This window comes from Streptomyces sp. NPDC059255 (assembly GCF_042752355.1).
GTDB lineage: Bacteria > Actinomycetota > Actinomycetes > Streptomycetales > Streptomycetaceae > Streptomyces.
In genome coordinates, this window is record NZ_JBHYZP010000010.1 from 159,898 (window position 1) to 182,683 (window position 22,786).

The 22,786-nt window shown below is 71.9% G+C and carries 18 protein-coding genes; 8 read left to right on the plus strand and 10 right to left on the minus strand.

From position 1 onward, the window contains the following. Nucleotides 1-4: 4 nt before the first annotated feature. The 3 genes from ACFXKG_RS15450 to fabF all read left to right on the plus strand — a co-directional run bounded on the left by ACFXKG_RS15450 (nucleotide 5) and on the right by fabF (nucleotide 2,757). Nucleotides 5-1,036 carry a ketoacyl-ACP synthase III gene (locus tag ACFXKG_RS15450; RefSeq protein WP_384837944.1) on the plus strand — a complete coding sequence of 344 codons (1,032 nt, stop codon included), beginning with the start codon at nucleotides 5-7 and terminating at the stop codon, nucleotides 1,034-1,036. Between the two features lie 87 nt (nucleotides 1,037-1,123). Continuing rightward, nucleotides 1,124-1,375: an acyl carrier protein gene (locus ACFXKG_RS15455; protein WP_365812758.1), complete on the plus strand. Its 252-nt coding sequence runs from the start codon at nucleotides 1,124-1,126 to the stop codon at nucleotides 1,373-1,375. Between the two features lie 119 nt (nucleotides 1,376-1,494). Beyond that, nucleotides 1,495-2,757 (plus strand): beta-ketoacyl-ACP synthase II, encoded by a 1,263-nt coding sequence (fabF, locus tag ACFXKG_RS15460; RefSeq protein WP_384837947.1) that lies wholly within the window; start codon nucleotides 1,495-1,497, stop codon nucleotides 2,755-2,757. Nucleotides 2,758-2,828: 71 nt separating this feature from the next. On the opposite strand, the gene ACFXKG_RS15465 is transcribed toward fabF, so the two are convergent. Both ACFXKG_RS15465 and ACFXKG_RS15470 read right to left on the minus strand, forming a co-directional pair. Then, complete coding sequence (locus ACFXKG_RS15465; protein ID WP_384837950.1) at nucleotides 2,829-3,713, minus strand: NAD(P)-dependent oxidoreductase; 885 nt, start codon at nucleotides 3,711-3,713, stop codon at nucleotides 2,829-2,831. Between the two features lie 45 nt (nucleotides 3,714-3,758). Beyond that, nucleotides 3,759-4,253, minus strand: a complete 495-nt coding sequence (locus ACFXKG_RS15470) for a DUF3145 domain-containing protein (protein ID WP_384837953.1) — start codon at nucleotides 4,251-4,253, stop codon at nucleotides 3,759-3,761. A gap of 256 nt (nucleotides 4,254-4,509) precedes the next feature. On the opposite strand from ACFXKG_RS15470, the gene ACFXKG_RS15475 reads away from it, so the two are divergent. Together ACFXKG_RS15475 and ACFXKG_RS15480 are read left to right on the plus strand one after the other, a co-directional pair. Next, entirely contained in the window at nucleotides 4,510-5,487 is a 978-nt protein-coding gene (locus ACFXKG_RS15475) for an SGNH/GDSL hydrolase family protein (RefSeq protein WP_384837956.1), read from the plus strand. A gap of 19 nt (nucleotides 5,488-5,506) precedes the next feature. Further along, on the plus strand, nucleotides 5,507-6,511 hold the full coding sequence (locus ACFXKG_RS15480; RefSeq protein WP_384838030.1) for an aldose epimerase family protein: 1,005 nt from the start codon (nucleotides 5,507-5,509) through the stop codon (nucleotides 6,509-6,511). A gap of 97 nt (nucleotides 6,512-6,608) precedes the next feature. Here ACFXKG_RS15480 and ACFXKG_RS15485 read toward each other — a convergent pair whose 3' ends face one another. Beyond that, nucleotides 6,609-9,089 carry a glycoside hydrolase family 3 protein gene (locus ACFXKG_RS15485; protein ID WP_384837958.1) on the minus strand — a complete coding sequence of 827 codons (2,481 nt, stop codon included), beginning with the start codon at nucleotides 9,087-9,089 and terminating at the stop codon, nucleotides 6,609-6,611. 115 nt (nucleotides 9,090-9,204) lie between these two features. Here ACFXKG_RS15485 and ACFXKG_RS15490 point away from each other — a divergent pair, with 115 nt between their 5' ends. Both ACFXKG_RS15490 and ACFXKG_RS15495 read left to right on the plus strand, forming a co-directional pair. Continuing rightward, nucleotides 9,205-9,792 carry a TetR/AcrR family transcriptional regulator gene (locus ACFXKG_RS15490; RefSeq protein ID WP_384837961.1) on the plus strand — a complete coding sequence of 196 codons (588 nt, stop codon included), beginning with the start codon at nucleotides 9,205-9,207 and terminating at the stop codon, nucleotides 9,790-9,792. A 140-nt stretch (nucleotides 9,793-9,932) separates the two neighbouring features. Next, on the plus strand, nucleotides 9,933-11,282 hold the full coding sequence (locus ACFXKG_RS15495) for a pyroglutamyl peptidase (protein ID WP_384837964.1): 1,350 nt from the start codon (nucleotides 9,933-9,935) through the stop codon (nucleotides 11,280-11,282). A gap of 25 nt (nucleotides 11,283-11,307) precedes the next feature. Here the strand turns inward: ACFXKG_RS15495 and ACFXKG_RS15500 are convergent, their stop codons facing one another. Continuing rightward, nucleotides 11,308-12,147 carry an EI24 domain-containing protein gene (locus tag ACFXKG_RS15500; RefSeq protein WP_384837967.1) on the minus strand — a complete coding sequence of 280 codons (840 nt, stop codon included), beginning with the start codon at nucleotides 12,145-12,147 and terminating at the stop codon, nucleotides 11,308-11,310. Nucleotides 12,148-12,268: 121 nt separating this feature from the next. Here ACFXKG_RS15500 and ACFXKG_RS15505 point away from each other — a divergent pair, with 121 nt between their 5' ends. After that, the gene (locus ACFXKG_RS15505) at nucleotides 12,269-14,902 is read left to right on the plus strand and encodes a M14 family zinc carboxypeptidase (RefSeq protein ID WP_384837970.1); all 2,634 of its coding nucleotides are present in this window, start codon (nucleotides 12,269-12,271) and stop codon (nucleotides 14,900-14,902) included. 132 nt (nucleotides 14,903-15,034) lie between these two features. Here the strand turns inward: ACFXKG_RS15505 and ACFXKG_RS15510 are convergent, their stop codons facing one another. The 6 genes from ACFXKG_RS15510 to ACFXKG_RS15535 all read right to left on the minus strand — a co-directional run bounded on the left by ACFXKG_RS15510 (nucleotide 15,035) and on the right by ACFXKG_RS15535 (nucleotide 22,759). Beyond that, the gene (locus ACFXKG_RS15510; RefSeq protein WP_384837973.1) at nucleotides 15,035-16,522 is read right to left on the minus strand and encodes a family 43 glycosylhydrolase; all 1,488 of its coding nucleotides are present in this window, start codon (nucleotides 16,520-16,522) and stop codon (nucleotides 15,035-15,037) included. Between the two features lie 13 nt (nucleotides 16,523-16,535). Next, nucleotides 16,536-17,528: an arabinan endo-1,5-alpha-L-arabinosidase gene (locus tag ACFXKG_RS15515; RefSeq protein WP_384838032.1), complete on the minus strand. Its 993-nt coding sequence runs from the start codon at nucleotides 17,526-17,528 to the stop codon at nucleotides 16,536-16,538. Nucleotides 17,529-17,851: 323 nt separating this feature from the next. After that, the gene (locus ACFXKG_RS15520) at nucleotides 17,852-19,357 is read right to left on the minus strand and encodes an alpha-N-arabinofuranosidase (protein ID WP_384837976.1); all 1,506 of its coding nucleotides are present in this window, start codon (nucleotides 19,355-19,357) and stop codon (nucleotides 17,852-17,854) included. Between the two features lie 242 nt (nucleotides 19,358-19,599). Beyond that, a complete protein-coding gene (locus tag ACFXKG_RS15525; RefSeq protein ID WP_384837979.1) occupies nucleotides 19,600-20,466 on the minus strand; it encodes a carbohydrate ABC transporter permease in 867 nt (288 codons plus the stop codon). After that, nucleotides 20,463-21,404, minus strand: coding sequence for a carbohydrate ABC transporter permease (locus ACFXKG_RS15530; protein ID WP_384837982.1), 942 nt, complete (start codon nucleotides 21,402-21,404; stop codon nucleotides 20,463-20,465). The genes ACFXKG_RS15525 and ACFXKG_RS15530 overlap by 4 nt, the downstream gene beginning before the upstream one ends. Then, nucleotides 21,401-22,759: an extracellular solute-binding protein gene (locus ACFXKG_RS15535; protein WP_384837985.1), complete on the minus strand. Its 1,359-nt coding sequence runs from the start codon at nucleotides 22,757-22,759 to the stop codon at nucleotides 21,401-21,403. Before ACFXKG_RS15535 ends, ACFXKG_RS15530 begins: the two co-directional genes overlap by 4 nt. Between the last annotated feature and the right edge of the window lie 27 nt (nucleotides 22,760-22,786).

Here is a 22,786-nt window from a genome sequence, read left to right on the forward strand (position 1 = left end):
GAGCATGTCGAAGATCAAGCCCAGCAAGGGCGCCCCGTACGCGCGGATCATGGGCGTGGGCGGTTACCGCCCGGTCCGGGTCGTGCCGAACGAGGTGATCCTCGAAACGATCGACTCGTCCGACGAGTGGATCCGCTCCCGCTCCGGTATCGCCACCCGCCACTGGGCCTCGCCCGAGGAGACCGTCGCCGCGATGTCCGTCGAGGCGGCGGGCAAGGCCATCGCCGACGCCGGGATCACCCCGGAGCAGATCGACGCCGTGGTCGTCTCCACCGTCTCGCACTTCAAGCAGACCCCGGCCATCGCGACGGAGATCGCGGACCGGATCGGCGCGGGCCGGCCCGCCGCCTTCGACATCTCGGCGGCGTGCGCCGGCTTCGTGTACGGACTGACCCTGGCCAAGGGCATGATCGTCGAGGGCTCGGCCGGACATGTCCTGGTCATCGGCGTGGAGCGGCTCTCGGACCTGACCGACCTGGAGGACCGCGCGACGGCCTTCCTCTTCGGTGACGGCGCGGGCGCCGTCGTCGTCGGCCCCGCGCAGGAGCCGATGATCGGCGCGACGGTGTGGGGCTCCGAGGGCGACAAGTCCGACACCATCCGGCAGACCGTGCCGTGGGACGATTTCCACGCCGGTGCCACGAAGGCCGGTGCCACGGAGGCCGGTTCCAGGGAGAAGTTCCCGGCCATCACCCAAGAGGGTCAGGCGGTCTTCCGCTGGGCCGTCTTCGAGATGGCGAAGGTCGCCCAGCAGGCGCTGGACGCCGCGGGCATCACCGCGGATGATTTGGACGTCTTCATTCCGCATCAGGCCAACATGCGGATCATCGACTCGATGGTGAAGACTCTGAAGCTGCCGGAGAGCGTCACGGTCGCGCGTGACGTCGAAACCACCGGCAACACCTCGGCCGCCTCGATCCCGCTCGCGATGGAGCGGATCCTGGCGACCGGTCAGGCGAAGAGCGGCGACACCGCGCTCGTCATCGGATTCGGGGCGGGTCTCGTGTACGCGGCGACGGTCGTTACCCTCCCCTAGGCACTCCGGATCTTTCCGGAGCGTCTTCCGTAAATCCTCAGCTCAAATCCGCTCAATATTGCTCAACATCGAAGGAGATCGCCCACCATGGCCTTCACCCAGGAAGAGATCGTCAAGGGTCTCGCCGAGATCGTGAACGAGATCGCCGGTATCCCGGAGGAGGACGTCCAGCTGGACAAGTCCTTCACCGACGACCTGGACGTCGACTCGCTGTCCATGGTCGAGGTCGTCGTCGCCGCCGAAGAGCGCTTCGACGTGAAGATCCCGGACGACGACGTCAAGAACCTGAAGACGGTCGGCGACGCCGCCGACTACATCACGAAGCACCAGGCCGCCTGACCACTCGGAGCCTGACCGCTCAGGGCCTGACTGCCTGACCCGTAACATCGCGCGGCAAACGCCACCCGGTGGTGGCGCCGTAACAATTCAGCACCCTCTACACGTGGAGAAGAATTCCAGTGAGCCAGACCAATCGCACCGTGGTCGTCACCGGTATCGGCGCAACCACACCACTGGGTGGCGACAGCGCATCGACCTGGGATGGTCTGCTCGCCGGCCGCTCGGGAGTACGGCCCCTGGAGGGCGAGCGCTTCGCCGACCTGCCGGTCCGGATCGCCGCGACCGCCGCCGTCGACCCGGGCGACGTCCTGCCCCGGCCGCTCGCCCGCAAGCTGGACCGCTCGGCGCAGTTCGCGCTGATCGCGGCCAGGGAGGCATGGGCGGACGCCGGTTACACTGACAAGGCGGGGGACGACCCCCAGGTCGACCCCGACCGGCTCGGCACCGTGATCGCCTCCGGCATCGGCGGCGTCACGACCCTGCTCGACCAGTACGACGTGCTCAAGGAGCGCGGCGTACGCCGGGTCTCCCCGCACACCGTGCCGATGCTGATGCCCAACAGCCCGTCCGCCAACGTCAGCCTGGAGGTGGGCGCCCGCGCGGGCGTGCACACCCCGGTCTCCGCGTGCGCCTCGGGCGCCGAGGCCGTCGGCTACGCGGTGGAGATGATCCGCACGGGCCGGGCCGACGTGGTCGTGGCCGGCGGTACGGAAGCGGCCATCCACCCGCTGCCCATCGCGGCGTTCGCCAACATGATGGCGATGTCCAAGAACAACGACGAGCCCACCAGGGCCTCCCGCCCGTACGACACGGCCCGGGACGGCTTCGTCCTCGGCGAGGGGGCGGGCGTCGTCGTCCTGGAGTCGGCCGAGCACGCGGCCCGGCGTGGCGCGCGCGTCTACTGCGAGGTGCTGGGCCAGGGCCTCTCCTCGGACGCCCACCACATCGCGCAGCCCGAGCCGACCGGCCGGGGCATCGCGAAGGCCATGCACAACCTGCTCGACAGCTCGGACCTCAAGCCGTCCGAGATCGCGCACCTCAACGCACACGCCACGTCCACCCCGCAGGGTGACATCGCCGAGATCAAGGCGCTGCGCCAGGTCCTCGGCGACGACCTGGACCATGTCGCGATCTCCGCGACGAAGTCGATGACCGGCCACCTGCTGGGCGGCGCGGGCGGTATCGAGACGGTGGCCACGGCCCTGGCGCTGTACCACCGCACGGCCCCGCCGACGATCAACATCGACACCCTCGACGAGGAGGTCGACGCGGACGTGGTGCGCGGGGAGCCCCGCCCCCTGCCGAGCGGCACGATCGCGGCGATCAACAACTCGTTCGGCTTCGGCGGCCACAACGTGGTGCTGGCGCTCCGTACGGTCTGACACCTGGCACGGCCCGACGCCCGGTACGGTCCGGCGTGCTCGGGGCCGGCGGGTCCCGGCGTCTCCGGGGCTCAGCCGCCCGATCCGCCGAAGCTGGCGAAGTACGTCGCCGCCATGTCGTCGTCGCCGTGGCCCTGCTCCGCGGCGCGGCGGAAACGTTCCGCTCCCGCCGCGGCGAGGTCCAGCCGTACGCCTTCCGCCGCGCCCGCCGCGACGATGAGGCGGGCGTCCTTCGCCGCGGTGGTGACGGAGAAGTTCGGGGTGTAGTCGTCGGCCAGGATCGCCTGGGACTTGGCCCGGAGATAGCCGCAGTCCAGCGGGCCGCCGCCGACGGCCTCCAGGAAGCCGGCCGGGTCCACGCCGAGCCCCTTGGCCAGGGAGAGCGCCTCGGCCGTGGCGTGGGTGAGGGCCAGGACCCAGCTGTTGCAGACGAGCTTGAGGCGGGTGGCGGCGGCCGTGCCGCCCTCGTCGCCCAGCCAGACCGTACGGCTGCCCACCGCGTCCAGGACCGGCGCGAGCGGCTCCCTGGCCCGGGGCGGACCCGCGGCCAGTACCAGCAGCTGTCCGCTCTCCGCGGGGGCCCGGGTGCCGAGGACCGGGCCGTCGACGAAGACCAGCCCCCGCTCCGCCGCGAATTCCGCCAGCGGGGTGACGGCCTCGACGCCCACCGTCGTCGACTGGAGCCAGACGGTGCCGGGACGCAGGCCCGGCACCGCGGCCTCCATCGCCGCCACCACCGCCGGGCCGTCGTACAGCATCGTGAGGACGACATCCGCGCCGCCCACCGCCTCGGCGGGGGTCGCGGCGACGCGCGCGCCGTCCGCGGCCAGCGCCTCGGCCTTGGCGGGGGTGCGGTTCCAGACCCGGACGTCGAGTCCCGCGCGGCAGAGGTTACGGGCCATCCCGGCGCCCATGATGCCGGTGCCGAGGACAGCTACTGCGAGTGTGTCAGCCATACGGCCACCGTAGGTCCTCCCGTTCGGATCACGACGGAGCGCCGCTCAGACCACCTGGTGCAGCCAGCGCACCGGGGCGCCCTCGCCCGCGTGGCGGAACGGCTCCAACTCGTCGTCCCACGGCTTGCCCAGCAGGGTGGCGAGCTCCACCGCCAACTGGGTCTCGCCCCGCTGCGCGCGGGCGAGGGCGGCCCGCAGCCGGTCCTCGGGGACCAGGATGTCGCCGTGCAGACCGGTGACCGCGTGGAAGATGCCCAGGTCGGGGGTGGCGCTGTAGCGCTCGCCCTCCGCCGTGGGACAGGGTTCCCCGGTGACCTCGAAGCGGAGCATCTGCCAGCCGCGCAGCGCGGAGGCGAGTTTGGACGCGGTGCCCGCTCGGCCCTTCCAGGAGACCTCGGCCCGCCAGGTGCCGGGCGAGGCCGGCTGCCTGATCCAGTCGAGCTGGACCCGTACCCCCAGCACCCCGGCCACCGCCCATTCGACATGCGGGCACATCGCGCGGGGTGCGGAGTGAACGTACAGAACTCCACGTGTCGTCACCGGGACCTCCAGTGTGGGACGAGGTTCGCCTTTCCCAGCGGCCTCAGTAAACAGCATCGGGAGTGAAACTCCGCAAAAGGGACAGCTTGTGACGTGATGTAATTTACCGGAGCCGAGCGATCAGGCGCCTCTGTTTCGACGTGGGAAAAGCTATCGTGCGGTGAGGGGCCCGGGGTGACGTACCGTCGGTCCCGGACGGATATACGCGAAGCTTTCACCGGCGCACGCCCGCAGCGGACGCCGATCGGGAGGACTGATGCGAGGAGAGAGCCCGCGGGACCGCCGCGGGCCCGGCCGGGTCCGTACCGCGTCCGCCGCCCGGGTCCGTACCGTGGCCGCCGCCGTGGCCGCCGCCGTCCTCGCCGGGACCGGGGCGCTCGCCGGGTGCACCTCCTCCGGCTCCGCCTCCTCCGACTCCACCACCGAGGCGGTCAGGCCCTCCCCCCGCCCCACCCCGGTCTGGGACCGCAGCCCGGGCTCCGTCGCCGCCGTCGGGGACTCGATAACGCGTGGCTTCGACGCCTGCGGGGTGCTCGTGGACTGCCCCGAGGTGTCCTGGTCGACCGGCACGGACAGCGGTGTGCGGAGCCTCGCCTACCGGCTGCTCGGCGGGCTGGCGGCCGAGGGACCGCCGGCCGCGCGGCTTGCGGAGAACTCCTGGAACCTCGCCGAGACCGGCGCCCGGATGGCCGATCTGCCGGACCAGATGGCGCGGGCGGCGCGGTACGGCCCCGAACTGGTCACGGTCATGGTCGGCGCCAACGACGCCTGCCGGCGCGCGGCCACGCAGATGACCCCGGTCGCCGCCTTCAAGGCCTCCTTCGAGGAGTCGATGCGCCTGCTCCGCGAAGGCGCGCCCAAGGCGCAGGTGTACGTGTCGAGCGTGCCGGACCTCAAGCGCCTCTGGTCGACCGGACGCGGCAATCCGCTGGGCCGGCAGGTCTGGAAGCTGGGCATCTGCGCCACGATGCTGGGCGACGCGCAGGACGACAGCAAGGGCGCCCAGAAGCGGCGGAACATGGTGTACGACCGGGTCGTGGCGTACAACGACACGCTGAAGGGCGTGTGCGCGAAGGACGTGCGCTGCCGGTACGACGGCGGCGAGGTCTTCGACTTCCGGTTCACCGGCAAGCAGCTCAGCCACTGGGACTGGTTCCACCCCAGCAAGAACGGGCAGAGCAGGCTGGCGGAGATCGCGTACCGCAATGTCACGGCGGCGGAGCCACCCGCGTAGGGTCGTGATCGTGACTGTCATGAACACGGAGCGCGTCGGCGCCACGCCCGAGGGTACGCCGGTCGACCGCTGGACCCTGGAGCGGGCCGGTACCCGGATACGGCTGCTGACGTACGGCGGCATCCTGCAGTCGGTGGAGGTTCCCGACCGGAACGGGACCGTCGCCGATGTCGTCCTCGGCTTCCCCGGCCTGACCGGCTATCTGGAGCACCGGGGGCCGTACTTCGGGGCGCTCGTCGGCCGGTACGCGAACCGCATCGCGGGCGCCGCCTTCACCCTGGACGGGGTGGTGCACCGGGTCACGCCCAACGAGGGGCCGAACTGTCTGCACGGCGGGGCGTACGGCTTCGACCGGCGGGTGTGGGACGCGGAGCCCGTCGGCGCGGACGGGGACGGGACGGGACCGTCGGGAGTCCGGCTGTCGCGGGTCAGCCCGGACGGCGAGGAGGGGTTCCCCGGCCGGCTGGAGGTCTCGGCGTCGTACACGCTCGACGGGGACGGGGCGCTGCGGATCGCGTACCGCGCGGTGACGGACGCGCCGACGCATGTCACGCTGACCAATCACACGTACTGGAATCTGGGCGGCGCGGACGGCGTCCCGGCGACGTCCGGGCACGAGCTGCGGATCGCGGGCGGCCGGATCACCCCGGTGGACGGCTCGATGCTGCCGACCGGGGAGCCGGCGCCGGTGGACGGCACGCGCTTCGACTTCCGCGCGTCCCGCCCGGTGGGCCCCGGCTACGACCACAACTACGTCCTGGACGGCGGGCCGGAGGGCGCCCCCGCCGCCGAGCTGTACGACCCTGCGTCCGGCCGGGCGCTCACGATCACCACCACGGAGCCGGGGCTCCAGCTCTACACCGGTGACCACTTCGACGGGAAGCCGTTCGGTCCCGGCGCCGGTATCGCGCTGGAGACGCAGCACTTCCCGGACTCGCCGAACCGGCCGGCCTTCCCGAGCACGGTGCTGCGGCCGGGTGAGGTGTACGAGTCGGCCACGGTCTACCGGTTCACGACGCGCTGACGCCACCGGTTCACGACGCGCTGACGACTGTTCGCCGGGACGGGTGCGGCCCCGGGGCGGTGTCAGGTTCCGCCCCGGGGCCGCACGTCTTCAGACCCTATCCCGTCGCCTCCACCAGGGCGGACAGCCGGCGGTCGCTGACGGAGCGGCCCGCCTGGATCTCGTAGGAACCGGCCATGTACGACCAGGAGTTGGCCGCCTCGTCCCAGATCTCGAACGCCCGGCGGCGCAGCGGGACCGTCACCTCGACGCTCTCGCCGGGGGCCGCCTCGACGGAGGCGAAGCCGGCCAGCCAGCGCGCGGGGCGCTCCACCGCGCCGGCGTCCGCGCCGGGGACCGGGGCGAGGTAGATCTGGACGACCTCGCGGCCCGTACGGGTACCGGAGTTGCGCACCCGTACCCGCGCCCCGGCCGGGGTGGCCTCGATCGTCTCGTACTCCCAGTCGGTGTAGCCGAGGCCGTGACCGAAGGGGTACGCGGGGGTCGTGCCGGCCCGTTCCCACGCCCGGTAGCCGATGAACACGCCTTCGGTGTAGGGGAGTTCGCCGTTGTCCGGGGTGGTCTTCGAGACGGGCGCGTCCGCGAGGGCGGTGGGCCAGGTGGTGGGGAGCCGGCCGGCCGGCTCCGCGCCGCCGAGCAGGACGTCGGCGAGCGCGGCGCCGCCCTCCTGGCCGGGGAACCAGGTCAGCAGCACCGCCGCCACGTCCTCGCGCCAGGGCAGCTCCACCGGGGAGCCGGTGTTGACGACCACGACCGTGCGGGGGTTGACGGCGGCGACCGCGCGCACGAGGTCGTCCTGGCGGCCGGGGAGCCGCAGGTCCGCGCGGTCGAAGCCCTCGGACTCGACGCGCTCGGTGGTGGCGACCACGACGACGGCGGTGGCGGCGGTACGGGCCGCCTCGACGGCCTCCGCGATCAGCTCGTCGGGGTCGTGGCGCGGGCCGAGGTGGAGCAGGGAGACGGCGACGGCGCTGATCGGGGCGTCCGCGAGCCGGAACACGGTGTGCCGGAGGGAGAGTTCGACCGGCACCCCCTCGGTGAGGGTGGCGCGGGCGCGCTCCACGGGCTCACCGAAGAACGCCTCGAACGGGTCGGCGGCGGAGCCGGGTTCCTGGGCGCCGTCGAAGAGGACCTCGCCGCCGACGGTCAGGGTGAAGCCGCCGAGGCCACGGGTGCCGAAGGTGTGCTCGCCGCTCTCCCGGGGCGTGAAGGTGCCGGTCAGCTCGACGGAGTGGAGGGTCTCGTGGGTGACCCCGTCGGGCAGGTCGGCGCCGGCCCACTGGATCCGGCCGCCGGGGACGGAGCCGGTGCCGAGGATCCGCCCGGAGTCGTCCCGGCAGACGGCGGTCAGCTCGAACCCCTGGTCGGCGTCGGTGAGTTCGTCGCTGGGGTCGGCGCCGATCGCGTAGCTGAGGCGGCCCGGCGGGAGCGCGGCGGTGAGGCCGTCCAGCGGGGAGACGATGTGGTCGGGGAAGACGGTGGCGGAGCCGCCGCCGAGGACCCGGGCGTCGCGGGCGGCGGCGCCGCTGAGCGCGATCGTGCCGTCCGCGGGGTCGAGCGGCAGCGCGGGACGGCCGGCCCGCTCCTCGTTCCGTACGAGGACGAAGGAGCGGCGGGCGATCTCGCGGGCCAGCGCCTCGCCGTCGAGCGGCGCGGGCGGGGTGGTGACGGCGGCGGGCGCGCCGTCGAGGGCGCCGGTCCTGGCGGCGAGCAGCAGGACCCGGCGCACGGCGTCGTCGACGGCGGACTCGGGCACCTCCCCGGCCCGTACGGCGGCGGCCAGCGCCTCGCCGTAGACCGTGCGGGGCCCCGGCATCGCGACGTCCAGACCGCCGAGGAGCGCGCCGGCGGTGGAGCGCGCGGCCAGCCAGTCGGAGACGATGTAGCCGTCGAAGCCCCATTCGCCGCGCAGCACGTCGTTCTGGAGGTAGCGGTGCTCGGTCATCGTGGAGCCGTTGACCTGGTTGTACGCGGCCATGATGCCCCACGGATGGGCGTTGGCCACGATGGCCTCGAAGGGCGCGAGATACAGCTCGCGCAGCGGGCGGGGGGCGACGAGGTTGTCGACGGTGAAGCGGTCGGTCTCGGCGTCGTTGGCGACGAAGTGCTTGACCGTCGTGCCGACGCCGCCGTCCTGGACGCCGAGCACGTAGCCGGTGCCGATCTCGCCGGTGAGGTACGGGTCCTCGCTGTACGCCTCGAAGTGCCGGCCGCCGAGGGGCGAGCGGTGCAGGTTGACGGTCGGCGCGAGCAGGACGTGCACGCCCTTGCGGCGGGCCTCCTGGGCGAGCAGCCGCCCCGCCCGGCGGGCCAGCTCCGGGTCCCAGGAGGCGGCGAGGGCGGTCGGGGACGGGAGGGCCACGGACGGGTCGTCGGCGGTCCAGCGGACGCCGCGGACGCCGATGGGCCCGTCGGACATGACGAGCGACGCGAGCCCGATCCCGGGCAGTTCGGGCAGGGACCACATGTCCTGGCCGGCCAGGAGCCGGGCCTTGGCGTCCAGGTCGAGCTTGCCGAGCGCCGCGGCGACCGCGGCGTCACGTGCCTGATCGGCCCGGGTGGTGGGTGCGTCGGCCACGGCCGTACCTCCTCGTCGACGTACAGAACGATCGAATGGTTACATGGTGACGGCCAAATCTGTAGAGCGGTAAGTTTGGTTATCCTTTCGTTATTTTCTAGGAAGGGAGCGGCCGATGACGAGGGCCAGGACCGAGGAGCGGCGCGCGGACATCCTCCGCGCCGCCCTCGAAGTGATCGCGGAGCGCGGCTACCGGGGCGCGACCCTGGGCGCGGTGGCCGAGCGCGCCGGTCTGACCCAGCAGGGACTGCTGCACTACTTCCCCTCCAAGGAGGCGCTGCTCGTCGCCGTCCTGGAGGAGCGGGACCAGTGGGACACCGGTGGGCGCAGCGACGGCCGCCGCGGCTGGCGGCTCGACCTGCTGGACTCCCTGGTGGAGTACAACGCGATGCGCCCCGGGATCGTCCAGACCTTCTCGGCGCTGCTCGGCGAGAGCGTCACGGAGTCCCATCCGGCCAGGGAGTTCTTCACCCGCCGCTACACGCAGGTACGGGGCGAGATGGCCGAGGTCCTGCGCGCCGAGTTCGGCGACCGCCTCCCGGGCGGGCTGACACCGGAACAGGCGGCGCCCCTACTGACGGCGGTGCTGGACGGGCTCCAGTACCAGTGGCTGCTGGACCCGGAGGCGGTCGACATGGCGGCGGCGTTCCGCGACTTCCTGACCCTGCTGCGGGCGGGCGGGGCGGGGGCTGCAGGGGCCTAGGGTCTGTCTGTCTGGCTGGCTGGCTGCTTGTCTGCCTGCTTGTTTGTCTGCCTTCGTTCGGGCCGGGCCGGGCCAGGGGTGCCCATGGTCAACAGGGCGGTCCGGAGGCGATACTTCCGCCACCCGACGGAAGGACTCCCGTGAGACTCACGCCTGTACGTCCGCCACGCGTTCGCCCGCGCGTACGGCCCGACCGGCTCGGGCTCGTGCTGCTCACCGCCGCCGCGCTCGCCCTCGCCGTACCGCCTCCGGCCGCCACCGCCGCGGCCCCCGTTCCGACGACCGCCGCGCCCACCGTCGAGGAGCAGCGGCTCGACCGGGACGTGCCGCGGGAGATCCTGCGGCGCAGCGGGTTCGACCAGGTGGCGCCCGGGTTCGTACGGGCGCTGAACGGCGCGGGGTCGTACCGGGCGGCCGAGCGGACCGTCGAGCGGCAGGGGGCGCGGCTGTGGCAGCGGGCGGTGGACCGGGCGCAGGGCCGGGGTCCGGCGCGCGGCGACCTGAGCCGGGACGACGACCGGCCGCTGTACTGGGCGCGGCTGGCCATGAGCCGGGAACTGCGGCAGTGGCAGCCGGAGTTCGGGCTCCCGGAGGCGGCGCGCACCCGGCTGCTCGGGGCGCTGGAACGCACCTCGCGGGGGCAGGACTCCATGACGTTCCCCGGCAAGGACGGCAAGGGCCCCAAGGCGGGCAAGGACGCCAAGGCGGGCAAGGGCACCGCGGCGGGCAAGGGCGTCAAGCGGATCGTCGTGACCGGGTTCGACCCGTTCACCCTCGACCGTGACATCCGGATCAGCAACCCCTCGGGGGCGACCGCGCTCGCCCTCGACGGCACGGTCGTCGAGACCGCCCGGGGACCGGCCAGGATCGAAGCCGCCGTCTTCCCCGTCCGCTGGCAGGACTTCGCCGACGGCACGGTGGAGCGGGCGCTGCGCAAGCCGCTGGCCCAGGCCGATCTCTTCACCACGGTCAGCCAGGGCCGGGTCGGCCGGATCGACGTCGAGCGCTTCAACGGCGCCTGGCGGGGCGGGTTCGGGGACAACCAGAACGTCTCCGAGACCGGCCTCGTCCCGGTGCGCGACCCGGCCTCGCAGCCGCAGTGGACGGCGACCAGCCTGCCGTACCCCGCGATCGTCGCGGCGGACACCGGCCGCTTCCCGGTGTACGACAACACGTCCGTGACCGAGATACCGGCGGGCTCCACCACCGCGGTGGTGCGTCCCGACGGGCCGACCCCCGGCTCGGCGGCCCGCGCCGGGGGCGGCGGGGACTATCTCTCCAACGAGATCGCCTACCGGGCGACCCTGCTGCGCGACCGGCTCGGCCTGGACATCCCCGGCGGCCATGTGCACACGCCGGTGCTCCAGTTCGGGGCGGGCAACACGAACCCGGCGACGGGGACCGTGACCGACCCAGAGTTCGTGCGGAACCGGCTGGACATCATCGCGCAGCTCCGGTCGATCATCACCGTGGCCGCCGACGCCTCCTGAGGCGCGGACGCCGCGGCGCGCCCGGCTACTTCTCCAGGGTGAGCGGTACGCCGGGCCGCCCCGCCCCGGCGCCGTCCCCGGGGGCGGTCGCCGGGCCGGCCGCCGTGGCGTCGTCCGCCTCCGGCTCGCGCTCGGCCGTCAAGTCGCGGACCAGCAGCGTCGCCCCGGCCACCGCCCCCGGCATCAGGAAGACCGCCACCACCGGGACGAGGAAGGCGAGCCCGATCGGGACGCCGAAGCCGAGCGTGAGCATCCGCCGGCCGCGCAGCAGCGCGAGCCGCTCCTTCAGCTCGACGCCCCGGCGCTGGAGCGCCACCGCCGTCAGCTCCTCCGCCAGGAAGTAACCGGTGACGCAGAAGCCGAGCACGGGCACGACGGTCTGCCCGACGACCGGGATGAAGCCGAGCGCGAAGAGCAGGATCCCGTAGAGCGTCACCCGGACCAGGATGCGCACGCTGTCCCGGGCGGAGATCCACAGGTCGCGCCAGAACGGCAGCCCCGACTGCGGGACCTCGCCGCCCTCCGCGCGGTCGACCTCCTCGGACAGCGACTCGTAGAAGGGCTGTCCGACCAGGAGCGTCACCGCGGTGAAAGTGATCACCGCGAGGAAGAGCCCAAAGACGAAGAGGAGCGCGGTCAGGAAACCGCGGAAGAGCCCGGCCCAGGGCGAGGACCAGTCGTCGGCGAACGGCGTCACCCAGGCGATCACGTCATCGGCCCCGTAGGCGAGTCCGACGAGCGCGCCCGCGTACAGCACCAGGGTGACCAGGCCGGGCAGCAGCCCGAACCCCAGCCACCGGCCATGACCGGCGACCCAGCGCTGGCCCTTCATCACATAGCCGAAACCCGACCCCAGATCACCCATGGGGCCAGCCTACCGGCGGGGCCGGGACCCCTTGCCGTGGCGGGTGTACAGCCTGTAGACCCCTGCGTACCGATCAGCGTCGATCACCTCCCCCGTCCACCTCACTGGAGGAACCCACCGCATGGGGATACCCCGACCGCTCCTGCTGACCACCGCCGTCACGGCCGGCGCCCTGCTGCTCGCGCCGCTGCCCGCCTCCGCCGCCCCCGTACGGGAGGACGCGCCGCGGCCCCATCCCGTACGGGAGAGCGGGCCACGCGAGAGCGGGCCACGCGAGAGCGGGCCACGCGAGAGCGGGCCACGGGTGAGCGCCGCCTCCGCCGCCCGTACGGACCCGACGGCCACCGGCGGGGGCACCGCCGCGCTCCCGGACGGCCGGGGCTATCCGCGCCGTACCGTCCTGGACGCCCCGCCCGAGAACCCGGCCGACAAATCGGTCAAGCTGGGCCTCGCCCCGTACCACTCGCTCGCTCCCCGGCTCAACGCCCTCCAGAAGCTGGGTGACCGGGTGAGCGTGGAGGTCGCGGGGCGCTCGGCCGGCGGGCACGAGCTGTATCTCGTCACCGTCACCGCGCCCGAGAGCACCCGGCAGGCGCGTGAGCAGCGGCGGATGCGGGAGCTGATCGAGAGCGCCCCGGCGCTCGCCGCCAAGGACCGGAGCATCAAGTCCTCGTACAAGACACCGGTGTTCATCAACAACAACATCCACGGCAACGAGTGGGAGGGCACGGACGCCGCCCTCGATCTCATCGAGGAGCTGGCGAAGGCCAAGGACGGCGCGACGGCCGGGCTGCTCTCCTCGAACCGTATCTATCTCAACATCACCGCCAACCCGGACGGCCGGATCGCCGGGACCCGCGCCAACTCCAACGGCTTCGACCTGAACCGGGACTTCATCACCGGCTCGCAGCCGGAGTCCCGGGCCGTGCGCCGGATCGCCGTCGACAAACAGCCCGCCGTCATGCTCGATCTGCACGGCTATGTCAACGGCACGCTGATCGAGCCGACGACGCCGCCGCACGGCGAGAACTACGAGTACGACCTCTTCCTGAAGAACGCCTACGCCAACGCCCTCGGCATGGAGAAGGCGGTGAACGGCCTCGGCTACACGCCGGAGAAGGACGGCGTGAGCCCGGCCGTCATCCCCTTCCGTGACCAGCGGGAGGGCTGGGACGACTGGCCGCCGATCTTCACCCCGCAGTACATGGCGTTCCAGGGCGCGGTGGCCTCGCACACCGTCGAGTTCCCGATGCGGGTCAACAACAGCTCGTACGACTCCCTGCCGGTGAGCGAGCTGCGCCGGCGGTCCGCGATCAACAAGGACATCGCGGGCGCGGCGATGCGCGCCACGCTCGAATGGAGCGTCCGGAACCGGACGTCGATCGTCGCGGACCAGATAGAAACGTTTCGGCGGGGTGCCGCCGGTGAGGCGCAGCGCCCGGTGTCCGAGGAGTCGGTGCCGGGGGTGCCGGGCATCGGTCCGGAGGACGTCTACACCACCGACTTCCCCCGCGCGTACGTGATCCCGGCGGGCGCCGGGCAGCGCTCGGCGACGGCGGCGGCCCGGCTGGTCGACCACCTCGTGGCGAACGACGTACGGGTGCGGCGCGCGAGCACCGGCTTCCGGCTGGCGGGGACGTGGTACCCCGCGGGTTCGTACGTGGTCGACATGCACCAGGCCAAGCGCGGCCTCGCCAATGTGATCCTGGACGCGGGCCGGGACATCAGCGCGGACGTCTCCACGATGTACGACATATCGGGGTGGAGCCTCGGACTGCTGTGGGGCGCGAGCGTCGACAAGGTGCAGCGGCTCGGGGGCGGTTCGGCCGCCCTGGCCCAGGTCCGGGGGCGTACGGTCGAGGCCGCAGCGCCCGCCGGGTCGGTGAGCCCGCGGGGTGATCTGCGGCTGCCGCTGGACACCCCGGAGGAGCTGGCCGCGGTCAACTCCCTGCTCGCGCAGGGGGTGCGGGTCCGGCGGGCGGCGGACGGCGCGGCGCTCGTGCCGTCGTCGGCCCGGCAGCGGGCGGCCGTTCTCGCGGACCGTCACGGGGTGGCCTTCACGGCGACGAAGGAGAAGGGCGCGGAGGCGCTGCACCGAACACGGGTCGCGGCGGCGGTGACGCCGGGTGAGCTGTTCGCGCTGCGGGAGATGGGCTTCGACGTGGTGCCGGTGTCGGCGGCGACGCTGAACGCGGGCTTCGACTGGTCGGCGGTGGACGTGCTGTACGTCTCGACCGGCCTGCGGTACGAGGCGCTGGACGCGGCGGCCCGTACCGCCCTGGACGCGTTCCTCGGTTCGGGGGCGCGCGGCGGCTCGGGGGCGCGCGGCGGTCTGGTCGCTCTGGGCGCGGGCGGCGCCGCCTTCAACGCCGCCGCCGGGCTGCTGCCCGCCACGGCGGTCGCGGGCAACGGCGACGCCAACGGGGTGGTCCGGGTGGTGAACGCGGGCGGTACGGTCACGGGCGGCGCCCCGGCGCACTCGTTCGTCTACTCGCCGCTGTGGTTCACGGGCCTCGGCGCCGGGGTGCGCGTCGACCAGTCGTACGGGACCGGCAACCCGCTGGTGTCGGGCCACTGGCGCGCGAAGGAGGACGGCACGGGCGCCCCGCGCGACGCGGCGGGCCGGGCGTCGGTCGTCAGCGGGACGTCGGCGGCGGGCGCGCGGGTGACGCTGTTCGGTACGGAGCCGCTCTTCCGCGACCACCCGAAGGGCCTGTTCTCCCAGGTGGGCCGCGCGCTGCTGGCGGCGGGGTGACCGGGCCGGGATCCTGACGGACCCGGCGGACCCGGCGGACCGGACGGACCCGACGGAGCTGACGGAGCTGACGGACCAGGGGCTGTTCCTCTCCGGCTTGCGCGGAGGAACAGCCCCTGCCGTATATGTATGTCAGGCCGGTTTGATCTGCCACTGCTGGCAGGTGTTGTTCAGCCAGGACCACTGGCGTACATCCGCCCCGTCGGCCGTGGAACAGTCGGCGACGTCCGCGACCTTGCCGCTGCGCGCGTTCACGATCCGTACCCAGCCGCCCTGTTCGGTGACGACGAGCCGGTACGCCTGGCAGAGGTTGTTGAGCCAGGACCACTGGCGCAGATCGGCGCCGTCGGCGACGGAGCAGTCCGCCGTGTCCAGGACCTTGCCGGTGGCGGCGTTGACGAGTCTGCTGGTGTCGTTGCCGAGGTCCTCGAACCGCCAGCGCTGCTGGGCGCCGCCGTTGCAGGTCCACTGCCGGACATCGGCGCCGTCGGCCGTCGAACCGCCTTCCACCTCAAGGCACTTGCCGCTGTTGCGGTTGACGACGGTGTACGCCCCCGGGGTGGCCGCGCTCTCCCCGGAGGGTCCGGCGAGGGTGGTGCCGAGCGCGAGGGGGGTGCCGAGGTTCGGGGTGCCGTCGGCGTTCCAGGTGAACTTCTGGGCGCGGGTGGTGCGGCCGTTGTCGCAGCCGTCGCCCGCCGCGTCGTTGGCGTGGTAGACGATCCAGCTCTCGGTGCCATCTGGCGAGTTGAAGAACCCGTTGTGGCCGGGACCGTACACCCCGGCCCGGTCGTCGCGGCTGAAGACGGGCGTCGGCTTCTTCGTCCAGGACGAGGCGCTGAGCGGATCGGTCCCGGTGTAGGTGAGCCGGCCGAGCTTGTAGTCGGCGGTCCAGCAGCCGCTCGCCGAGTAGACGATGAAGGTCTTCCCGCCGCGCTGGAGCACCTCGGGCCCCTCGTTGACCGTACCGCCGGACCGCTCCCAGGCGAGGGTCGGCGTGGAGATGGTCGAGAAGGGGCCGCTCAGCGTGTACGGGTTGCTCATCGGGGCGATGACGAGGTTCTGCGTACCGCCGCCCTGCGCGCTGCCCAGCAGGTAGAGCGAGCCGCCCAGGGTGAGCAGGCTGGCGTCGAGCATCCAGCCGGAGCCGAGTTGGTTGCGGTAGGTGTACGGGCCCATGGGGTCGGCGCCCGCGCTCTGCAGGACGTGGACGCGCTGGGTGGGGTTGTAGTCGGCGATGCCCTGGCCGGCCACGTAGTACAGGTACCAGCGGCCGTTCCAGTAGTGCATCTCGGGCGCCCACATGTTGCAGCAGCGCGAGGAGGTGGAGTCCGACCACACCTGGACGCTGGGTGCGGTGGAGAGCCCGGCCAGGGTGGGTGACTTGCGCATGGTCAGCTCGGACGTCCACGACGTCGTGACGAGGTAGTAGTTGCCGTCGTGGTACTGGATCCAGGGGTCGGCGCCCTTCTGCGACTTGACCGGGTTGGTGTACGGGCGGCCCTCGGCGGCGCCGGCGGCCCCGGAGAGCTGGGCGGCGAGCGCGGCGAGGAGCAGGGCCAGGAGGAGGACCAGGGCGCGGTGGGCTCTTCTGGTGGCTGTGGAACGGGCGGCGCGTGTCATGGACCGGCCCCCGTCAGTACGCCGTCGGCCAGCCGCCGGACCAGCTCAGCAGGTTGACGCCGAGCTTGGGTGTGCCGTTGTCCTGGCCGTCGTAGTAGTGGTGGACGAGCAGGTCGCCGTCGCTGTCCGGCATGATCGACTGGCCGCCGGGGCCGATGTGGCGGCCGTGGCTCTCCAGCACGAGCGAGCCGCCGTTGTTCATCATGTTCACGCCGTTCTTGTCGACGTAGGGCCCGGTGACACTGGTGGCCCGGCCGACCTTGATCTTGTACGTGGAGCTGGTCCCGGCGCAGCACGTGTCGTACGAGGCGAACAGGTAGTAGTAGCCGTTCCGCTTGACCACGACGGGCGCCTCGACCGCCTTGGTGCCGGTCGGCCGTGAGGCCAGCGAGCGGCGCGCGGTGTCGCCCGCGTACTGCTTGCCGGTGGCGGGGTCGATCCTGATCATCTTGATGCCGGTCCACCAGGAGCCGAAGGAGAGCCACCACGTGCCGTCGTCGTCGACGAAGAGGTTGGGGTCGATGGCGTTGTAGTCGCTGCCGGCGCTGGAGGTGTAGACGATGCCGTAGTCGCTCCAGCTCCCGGGCTGCCCGGTGGTGGAACCGGCCAGCCCGATGGCGGAGGTGCTGGAGCCGAAGGACGAGACGGCGTAGTACATCAGGTACTTCCCGCCGTGGTACGAGATGTCGGGTGCCCAGGGGTCCTTGGCCGGGGAGTACGTGGACCACCAGCTCGGCAGGGTGGTGAAGGCGGAGCGGTTGCGGCTGAAGGCGATCCGGTCGGTGGAGGTACGGGCCTGGAGGCCGTCGCCGGTGGAGTAGAGCAGGTGCTGGCCGGACGAGGTGCGCAGCATGGTCGGGTCGTGGACGACGATGTCGCCGGTGACCCGGCCGGGGTTGGGGTAGGCGGCGGCGCTGCCCGGGACGAGGGCGAGGAGGACGGCGGCGGGCAGGGCGAGGAGTGCGGCCCTGCGGGACGTACGGGATGTGTGGGATGTACGGAACATGCGGGACCTGCGCGGGGCGTGTGGGGCGTGGGGGGTGCGGGGGTCCCTGGAGGTACGGGGGATACGGCCGGGGATACGGAAGGTGCGGCTCACGCGAATTCTCCTTACGGCGTGCGGGGAAACCGTTCGGACCGTTCGGCATCTCGAACTTCGCTCGGAACTTCGGACGGGAAGCTAGAGTCGAAGCGCTTCCGCGTCAACGGTTCGCGCAGACTTCGTCACGCGCCCCTCATGGTGCGCGGCCGTCACCCGCACAGCACGCGGCCCCCGGTGGCGCGCCAGGGGTCGGCGCTCCACCGGGGGCCGGGGTCGTACGGCGGCGGTCAGCGCAGCCGGATCACGTTCCAGGACAGCGGCTCCAGCGTCGCGGTCAGCGCGCCGCCGGCGAGCGCGGTGCCCTCCCCGGCGTGCGGGGTGACCCGCTCCTGGTCCGCCAGTGTGTTCCTGGCCTCGGGGTCGGCGTCGGCGAGCACGGAGTGCTCCACCACCTCGGTGAGGCCGAGGCCGGCCAGCGCGACCTCCAGCGGCAGCGGCTCCGTCTGGCCGCGGTTGACCGCGAAGACGGTGACGGAGCCGTCGTCGGCCCGTACGGCGGTGGCATGGAGCAGATCCGTCTCGCCGTACTTCTTCGTCTCGTGCGAGGGCGAGTCGACCCGTACGTCGAGGACCGTGCCCCGGCCGTACTTCGCCGCCTGCGCGAACGGGAAGAAGGTGGTCTGCCGCCAGGCGGGCCCGCCCGGCTCGGTCATGATCGGCGCGATCACGTTGACCAGCTGGGCGAGGCAGGCCACGGTGACCCGGTCCGCGTGGCGGAGCAGGGCGATCAGCAGGGAGCCGAAGACGACGGCGTCCGTCACCGAGTAGACGTCCTCCAGGAGGCGGGGGGCCTCCTCCCACTCCGCGACCTCGTGCGGGTTGGGCGTGTCCATGTACCAGACGTTCCACTCGTCGAAGGAGAGGTTGATCTTCTTCTCCGACTTGAGCTTGGCCCCGACGTGGTCGCAGGTCGCGACGACCTTCTCGATGAAGGTCTCCATGTCGACCGCGGAGGCCAGGAAGGAGTCGCGGTCGCCCTCCTTCTCCCAGTAGTAGGCGTGCACGGAGACGTAGTCGACGAGGTCGTACGTCTCGGCGAGTACGGTGGCCTCCCACTCCGCGAAGGTGTCCATGCCGGAACCGGAGGAGCCGCAGGCGACCAGCTCGATGTCCGGGTCGATCTGGCGCATCGCCCGCGCGGTCTCGGCGGCGAGCCGCCCGTACTCCTCCGCGGTCTTGTGGCCGGTCTGCCAGGGGCCGTCCATCTCGTTGCCGAGGCACCAGAGCTTGATGCCGTACGGGTCCTTGTCGCCGTGCGCCCGGCGCCGCTCGGCGAGTTCCGTGCCGGCCGGGTGGTTGGCGTACTCCTGGAGCTCGATGGCCTCGGCGACGCCGCGCGTACCGAGGTTGACGGCCATCATCGGCTCGGCCTCGGGGCCCGCCTTGCGGACGAAGTCGATGAACTCGGAGAGCCCGAAGCGGTTGGACTCCGTGCTCTTCCAGGCCAGGTCGAGGCGGCGGGGCCGCTCGTCCACGGGGCCGACGCTGTCCTCCCAGCGGAAGCCGGAGACGAAGTTGCCGCCGGGGTAGCGGATCGCCGTCGGGCCCAGCTCCCTGACCAGGTCGAGGACGTCCGTGCGAAGCCCCGCCTCGTCGGCGGTCGGGTGGCCCGGCTCGTGGAGACCGGTGTAGACGCAGCGGCCCAGGTGCTCGACGAAGGAGCCGAAGAGACGGGGGTTCACCTCACCGACGGTGAAGTCGGGGTGCAGGGTGAAGCGTGCGGAACGGGTCATGACTTCCTCAAATGACGATGGAACTGGGAGATCTGCGTGCCGGAGAACGTGACTGCGTGACTACGTGAGTACGGGAGAACGGGGCGCCGGAGCAACAGGGGGTAACGGAAGTAACAGCGCGGACGGCGGGACGCGGGGCGGCGCGGAAGCGCTTCGACTGGTGCTTCGACCGGCGCTTCGCCTCGTACTTCGACCGGCGCTTCGCCTGGTGCTTCGACCGGCGCCTTGACCGGTACGCGGCCTCACTGGCCCGCCAGTCCGGTGTGCGCCACGCCGCTGACGATCTGCCGTTGGAAGAAGACGAAGACGATCACGAGGGGCAGGCCCGCCATCAGCCCGCCGGCCATCAGTTGCGCCCACTGGATGCCGTAGGAGTTCATGACGGTGGCGATGCCGTTCGGCATCGTCATCAGATCGGGGTTGTTGGTCACCATGTAGGGCCACAGGAAGTTGTTCCACGAGGCGATGAAGGTGAAGATGGCGACGGCGGAGAGCGAGGGCCGCGACAGCGGCAGGACGACGGTGAAGAAGACCCGCCACCGGCCCGCGCCGTCGATGAACGCCGCCTCCTCCAACTCCCTCGGAACGGACTGGAAGAACTTGTAGAGGATGTAGACCATCGCCGCGGGCGCGCACTGCGGCAGGATCATGCCCCAGTAGGTGTCGACCATGCCCATCGACTGGACGGTCGTGAAGAGCGGCACGCCCAGCACCGCGGGCGACACCATCAGACCGGTCATCACCAGGCCCAGCAGGGCGTTCCTGCCGCGGAACTCGGTACGGGCGAAGCCGTACCCGGCGAGGGCGGAGACCAGCACCACGACGAAGGTGACGCAGACCGAGACGACGAACGAGTTGACGAACCAGTTGGGCAGGTTGCCGGTCTCGAAGATGGCCGTCCATGCCTGGACCGTCCATTCCTTGGGCAGCCACCGTACGGGGAGCGCGACGGCCTCGGTCTCCGACTTGAGCGAGGTGAACAGCGCCCACAGCAGCGGCGCCGTGCAGAGCAGGGAGACGGCGGCGCCGAGCGCGGTGAGCACGATCTGGCCGAAGGTCCACTTCCGCGGGCCGGAAGCGCGCTTCTCGGGGACAGCGGTGGCGCTCATCGGGCACCCTCCTCACGGTTGCGCAGCAGCCACATCCGCCCCAGGGCGACGGCCGCGATGATCACGAAGAAGATGACGGACATCGTGGAGGCGTAGCCCACGCGATAGCTGGTGAAGCCCTGTTCGAGGGTGTACTGCACGAACGACCTGGTGCTGTTCTCGGGCCCCGGGCCGAAGTCCTGCATCACGACCGCCTGGTCGAAGAGCTGGAGCGAGGCGAGGATCTGGAGCGCGATGACCAGACCCGTGATGTTGCGCAGCAGCGGCAGGGTGATGTGGACCGTCCGGTGCCAGCCGTTCGCGCCGTCCAGCTTCGCGGCCTCGTACAGGTGGGCGGGGATGCCCTGGAGCGCGGCGAGGTAGAGCAGGAAGCTGAAGCCGACCGTCCACCAGAGGGTGGCGATGACGACGGCGAGCATGGCGTACGCCTTGTCGGTCAGCCAGGGCGTGTCGATCCCGAAGACGTGGTTGATCATGCCCGTGCCGGGGTTGAACAGCCACTGCCACAGGTTGCCCGCGACGGTCGACGGCAGCAGGAACGGCATGAAGAAGCAGAGCCGCCACAGCCACTTTCCGCGCTCGATGTGGTGGGCGAGCATCGCGAGCAGGAAGGCGAGGACGGTGATGCACGGGACGACGAGCAGCGTGAAGTACGCGCTGCGGCCGAGCGAGTCCCACATCATCGGGTCGTGCAGGGCCTCACGGTAGTTGTCGAGGCCGATGAAGCTCGTGTTGTCGCCTGAGATGTTGGCGTCCGTGAAGCTGAGGAAGATGCCGCGCAGCAGCGGCCAGATCACGAACAGGACGAAGAGCGACAGGAACGGGGCGACGAACCATCCCCCGTGCTGGAAGCCCTGTCTGCGGCGGACGGTGGCACTGCCGGCGGCGGTCCTCGTGCGCGCCGGGGCGATGACGGTCCCGGCACCGGTCGTCGTCATGCGGCCGCACCTCCCTGCGCGGCGGTCCTGCCGTCCATCGGGTTCTTCCGGGTGAGGAGCCGGGCGAGCTGTTGCCGCATCCGCCCGGCGACCACGTCCGGCTTGGCGGAGCCCGTCGTCGAGGAGACGACCAGGGGGCCGATCTCCTGGGCGAGGATGCCGGTGGAGCCCGCGAACCACACCTTCGGCTCGGTGGCCTGGTGGTCCATGGCGCTCGCGTACTCGTGCTGCGGTTCGAGCTTCCGGTACGCGGACGTGGACAACGTCGGTGTGTAGGCCGGGATGTGGCCGCCGGCCGCCCACTGCAGGGCGTGCTTGACCACGTACGCGGCGAGCCGGTGCGCACCGGCGTCGGCGGCGCCGCCGCGCTCGGCCTGGTGCGGCAGGACGAAGGCGTGCGACTCCGCGTGGGTGGCCTGCTTCCCGAACACGGGCGGCAGCGGTGTGGCGCCGTACTCCACCTTCGCGCCGGAGAAGACCGGCACGGACCAGTTGCCCTCCCAGGCGAACGGGGAGCCGTTGACGAACTGTTCGGCGCCGGCGGTGCCGCCGTACCCCGGGTTGGCGTACCCGTCGGTGATGTGGCGGCGCAGGAACTCCAGGACCTCGGTGGCCTTGTCGGTGTCGAAGGTGGTCCCGGTGTTGCCGGCGTCGAACCAGGTGCCGCCGAGCTGGGTGTAGAAGGCGACGAAGAACCACCACTGGAAGTTCTGGTCGCTGTGCCACAGACCGATGGTCTGGAGCCCCTTCCCGGTGGCCCTTCTGGCCTCCTTCAGTACGTCGAACCACTCGTCGGCCGACGTCACCGGCACCATCCGGCCGTCGTCCCCGAGCAGGCCCGCCTTCCTCAGGACGTCCTTGCGGTAGTAACAGAGCTGTACGTGGATGTCGAGCGGCAGGGCGTAGAGCTTGCCGTCGATGACGGAGCGCTTCCACAGCGCGGGGTTGAAGTCCGCCTCCCGCACGCCGTACTCGGCGAGCAGGGCGGTGTCCCAGGGGTCCAGGAGGCGGCCGGGCGAGAAGCCGGTGACCCGGCCGAGGTGCATCACGCCCAGGTCCGGTGCGCGGTTGCCGGCGGCGGCCATGGCCAGCTTGGTGTAGAAGGGGTTGCCCCACTGGAAGGTGGAGTCCTTGACGCCGATGGCGGGGTTGGCGCGGCGGAAGGCGTCCAGCATGGCGATCATGTTGGCGCCGTCGCCGCCGCTGAAGAGGTTCCAGTAGCGGACGCGGGCGTCCGTGGTCGAGGTGAGCGCGGAGGCGCCCGTCCCGGCGGCGGCCAGACCGAAGCTGCCGGCGACGGCGAGTGCGCCCAGTCCGCCGAGCACGCCGCGGCGGCTCGGGAGCGAGGGTGGCATGACGGCTCGATTCTGTCGTCCCCACGG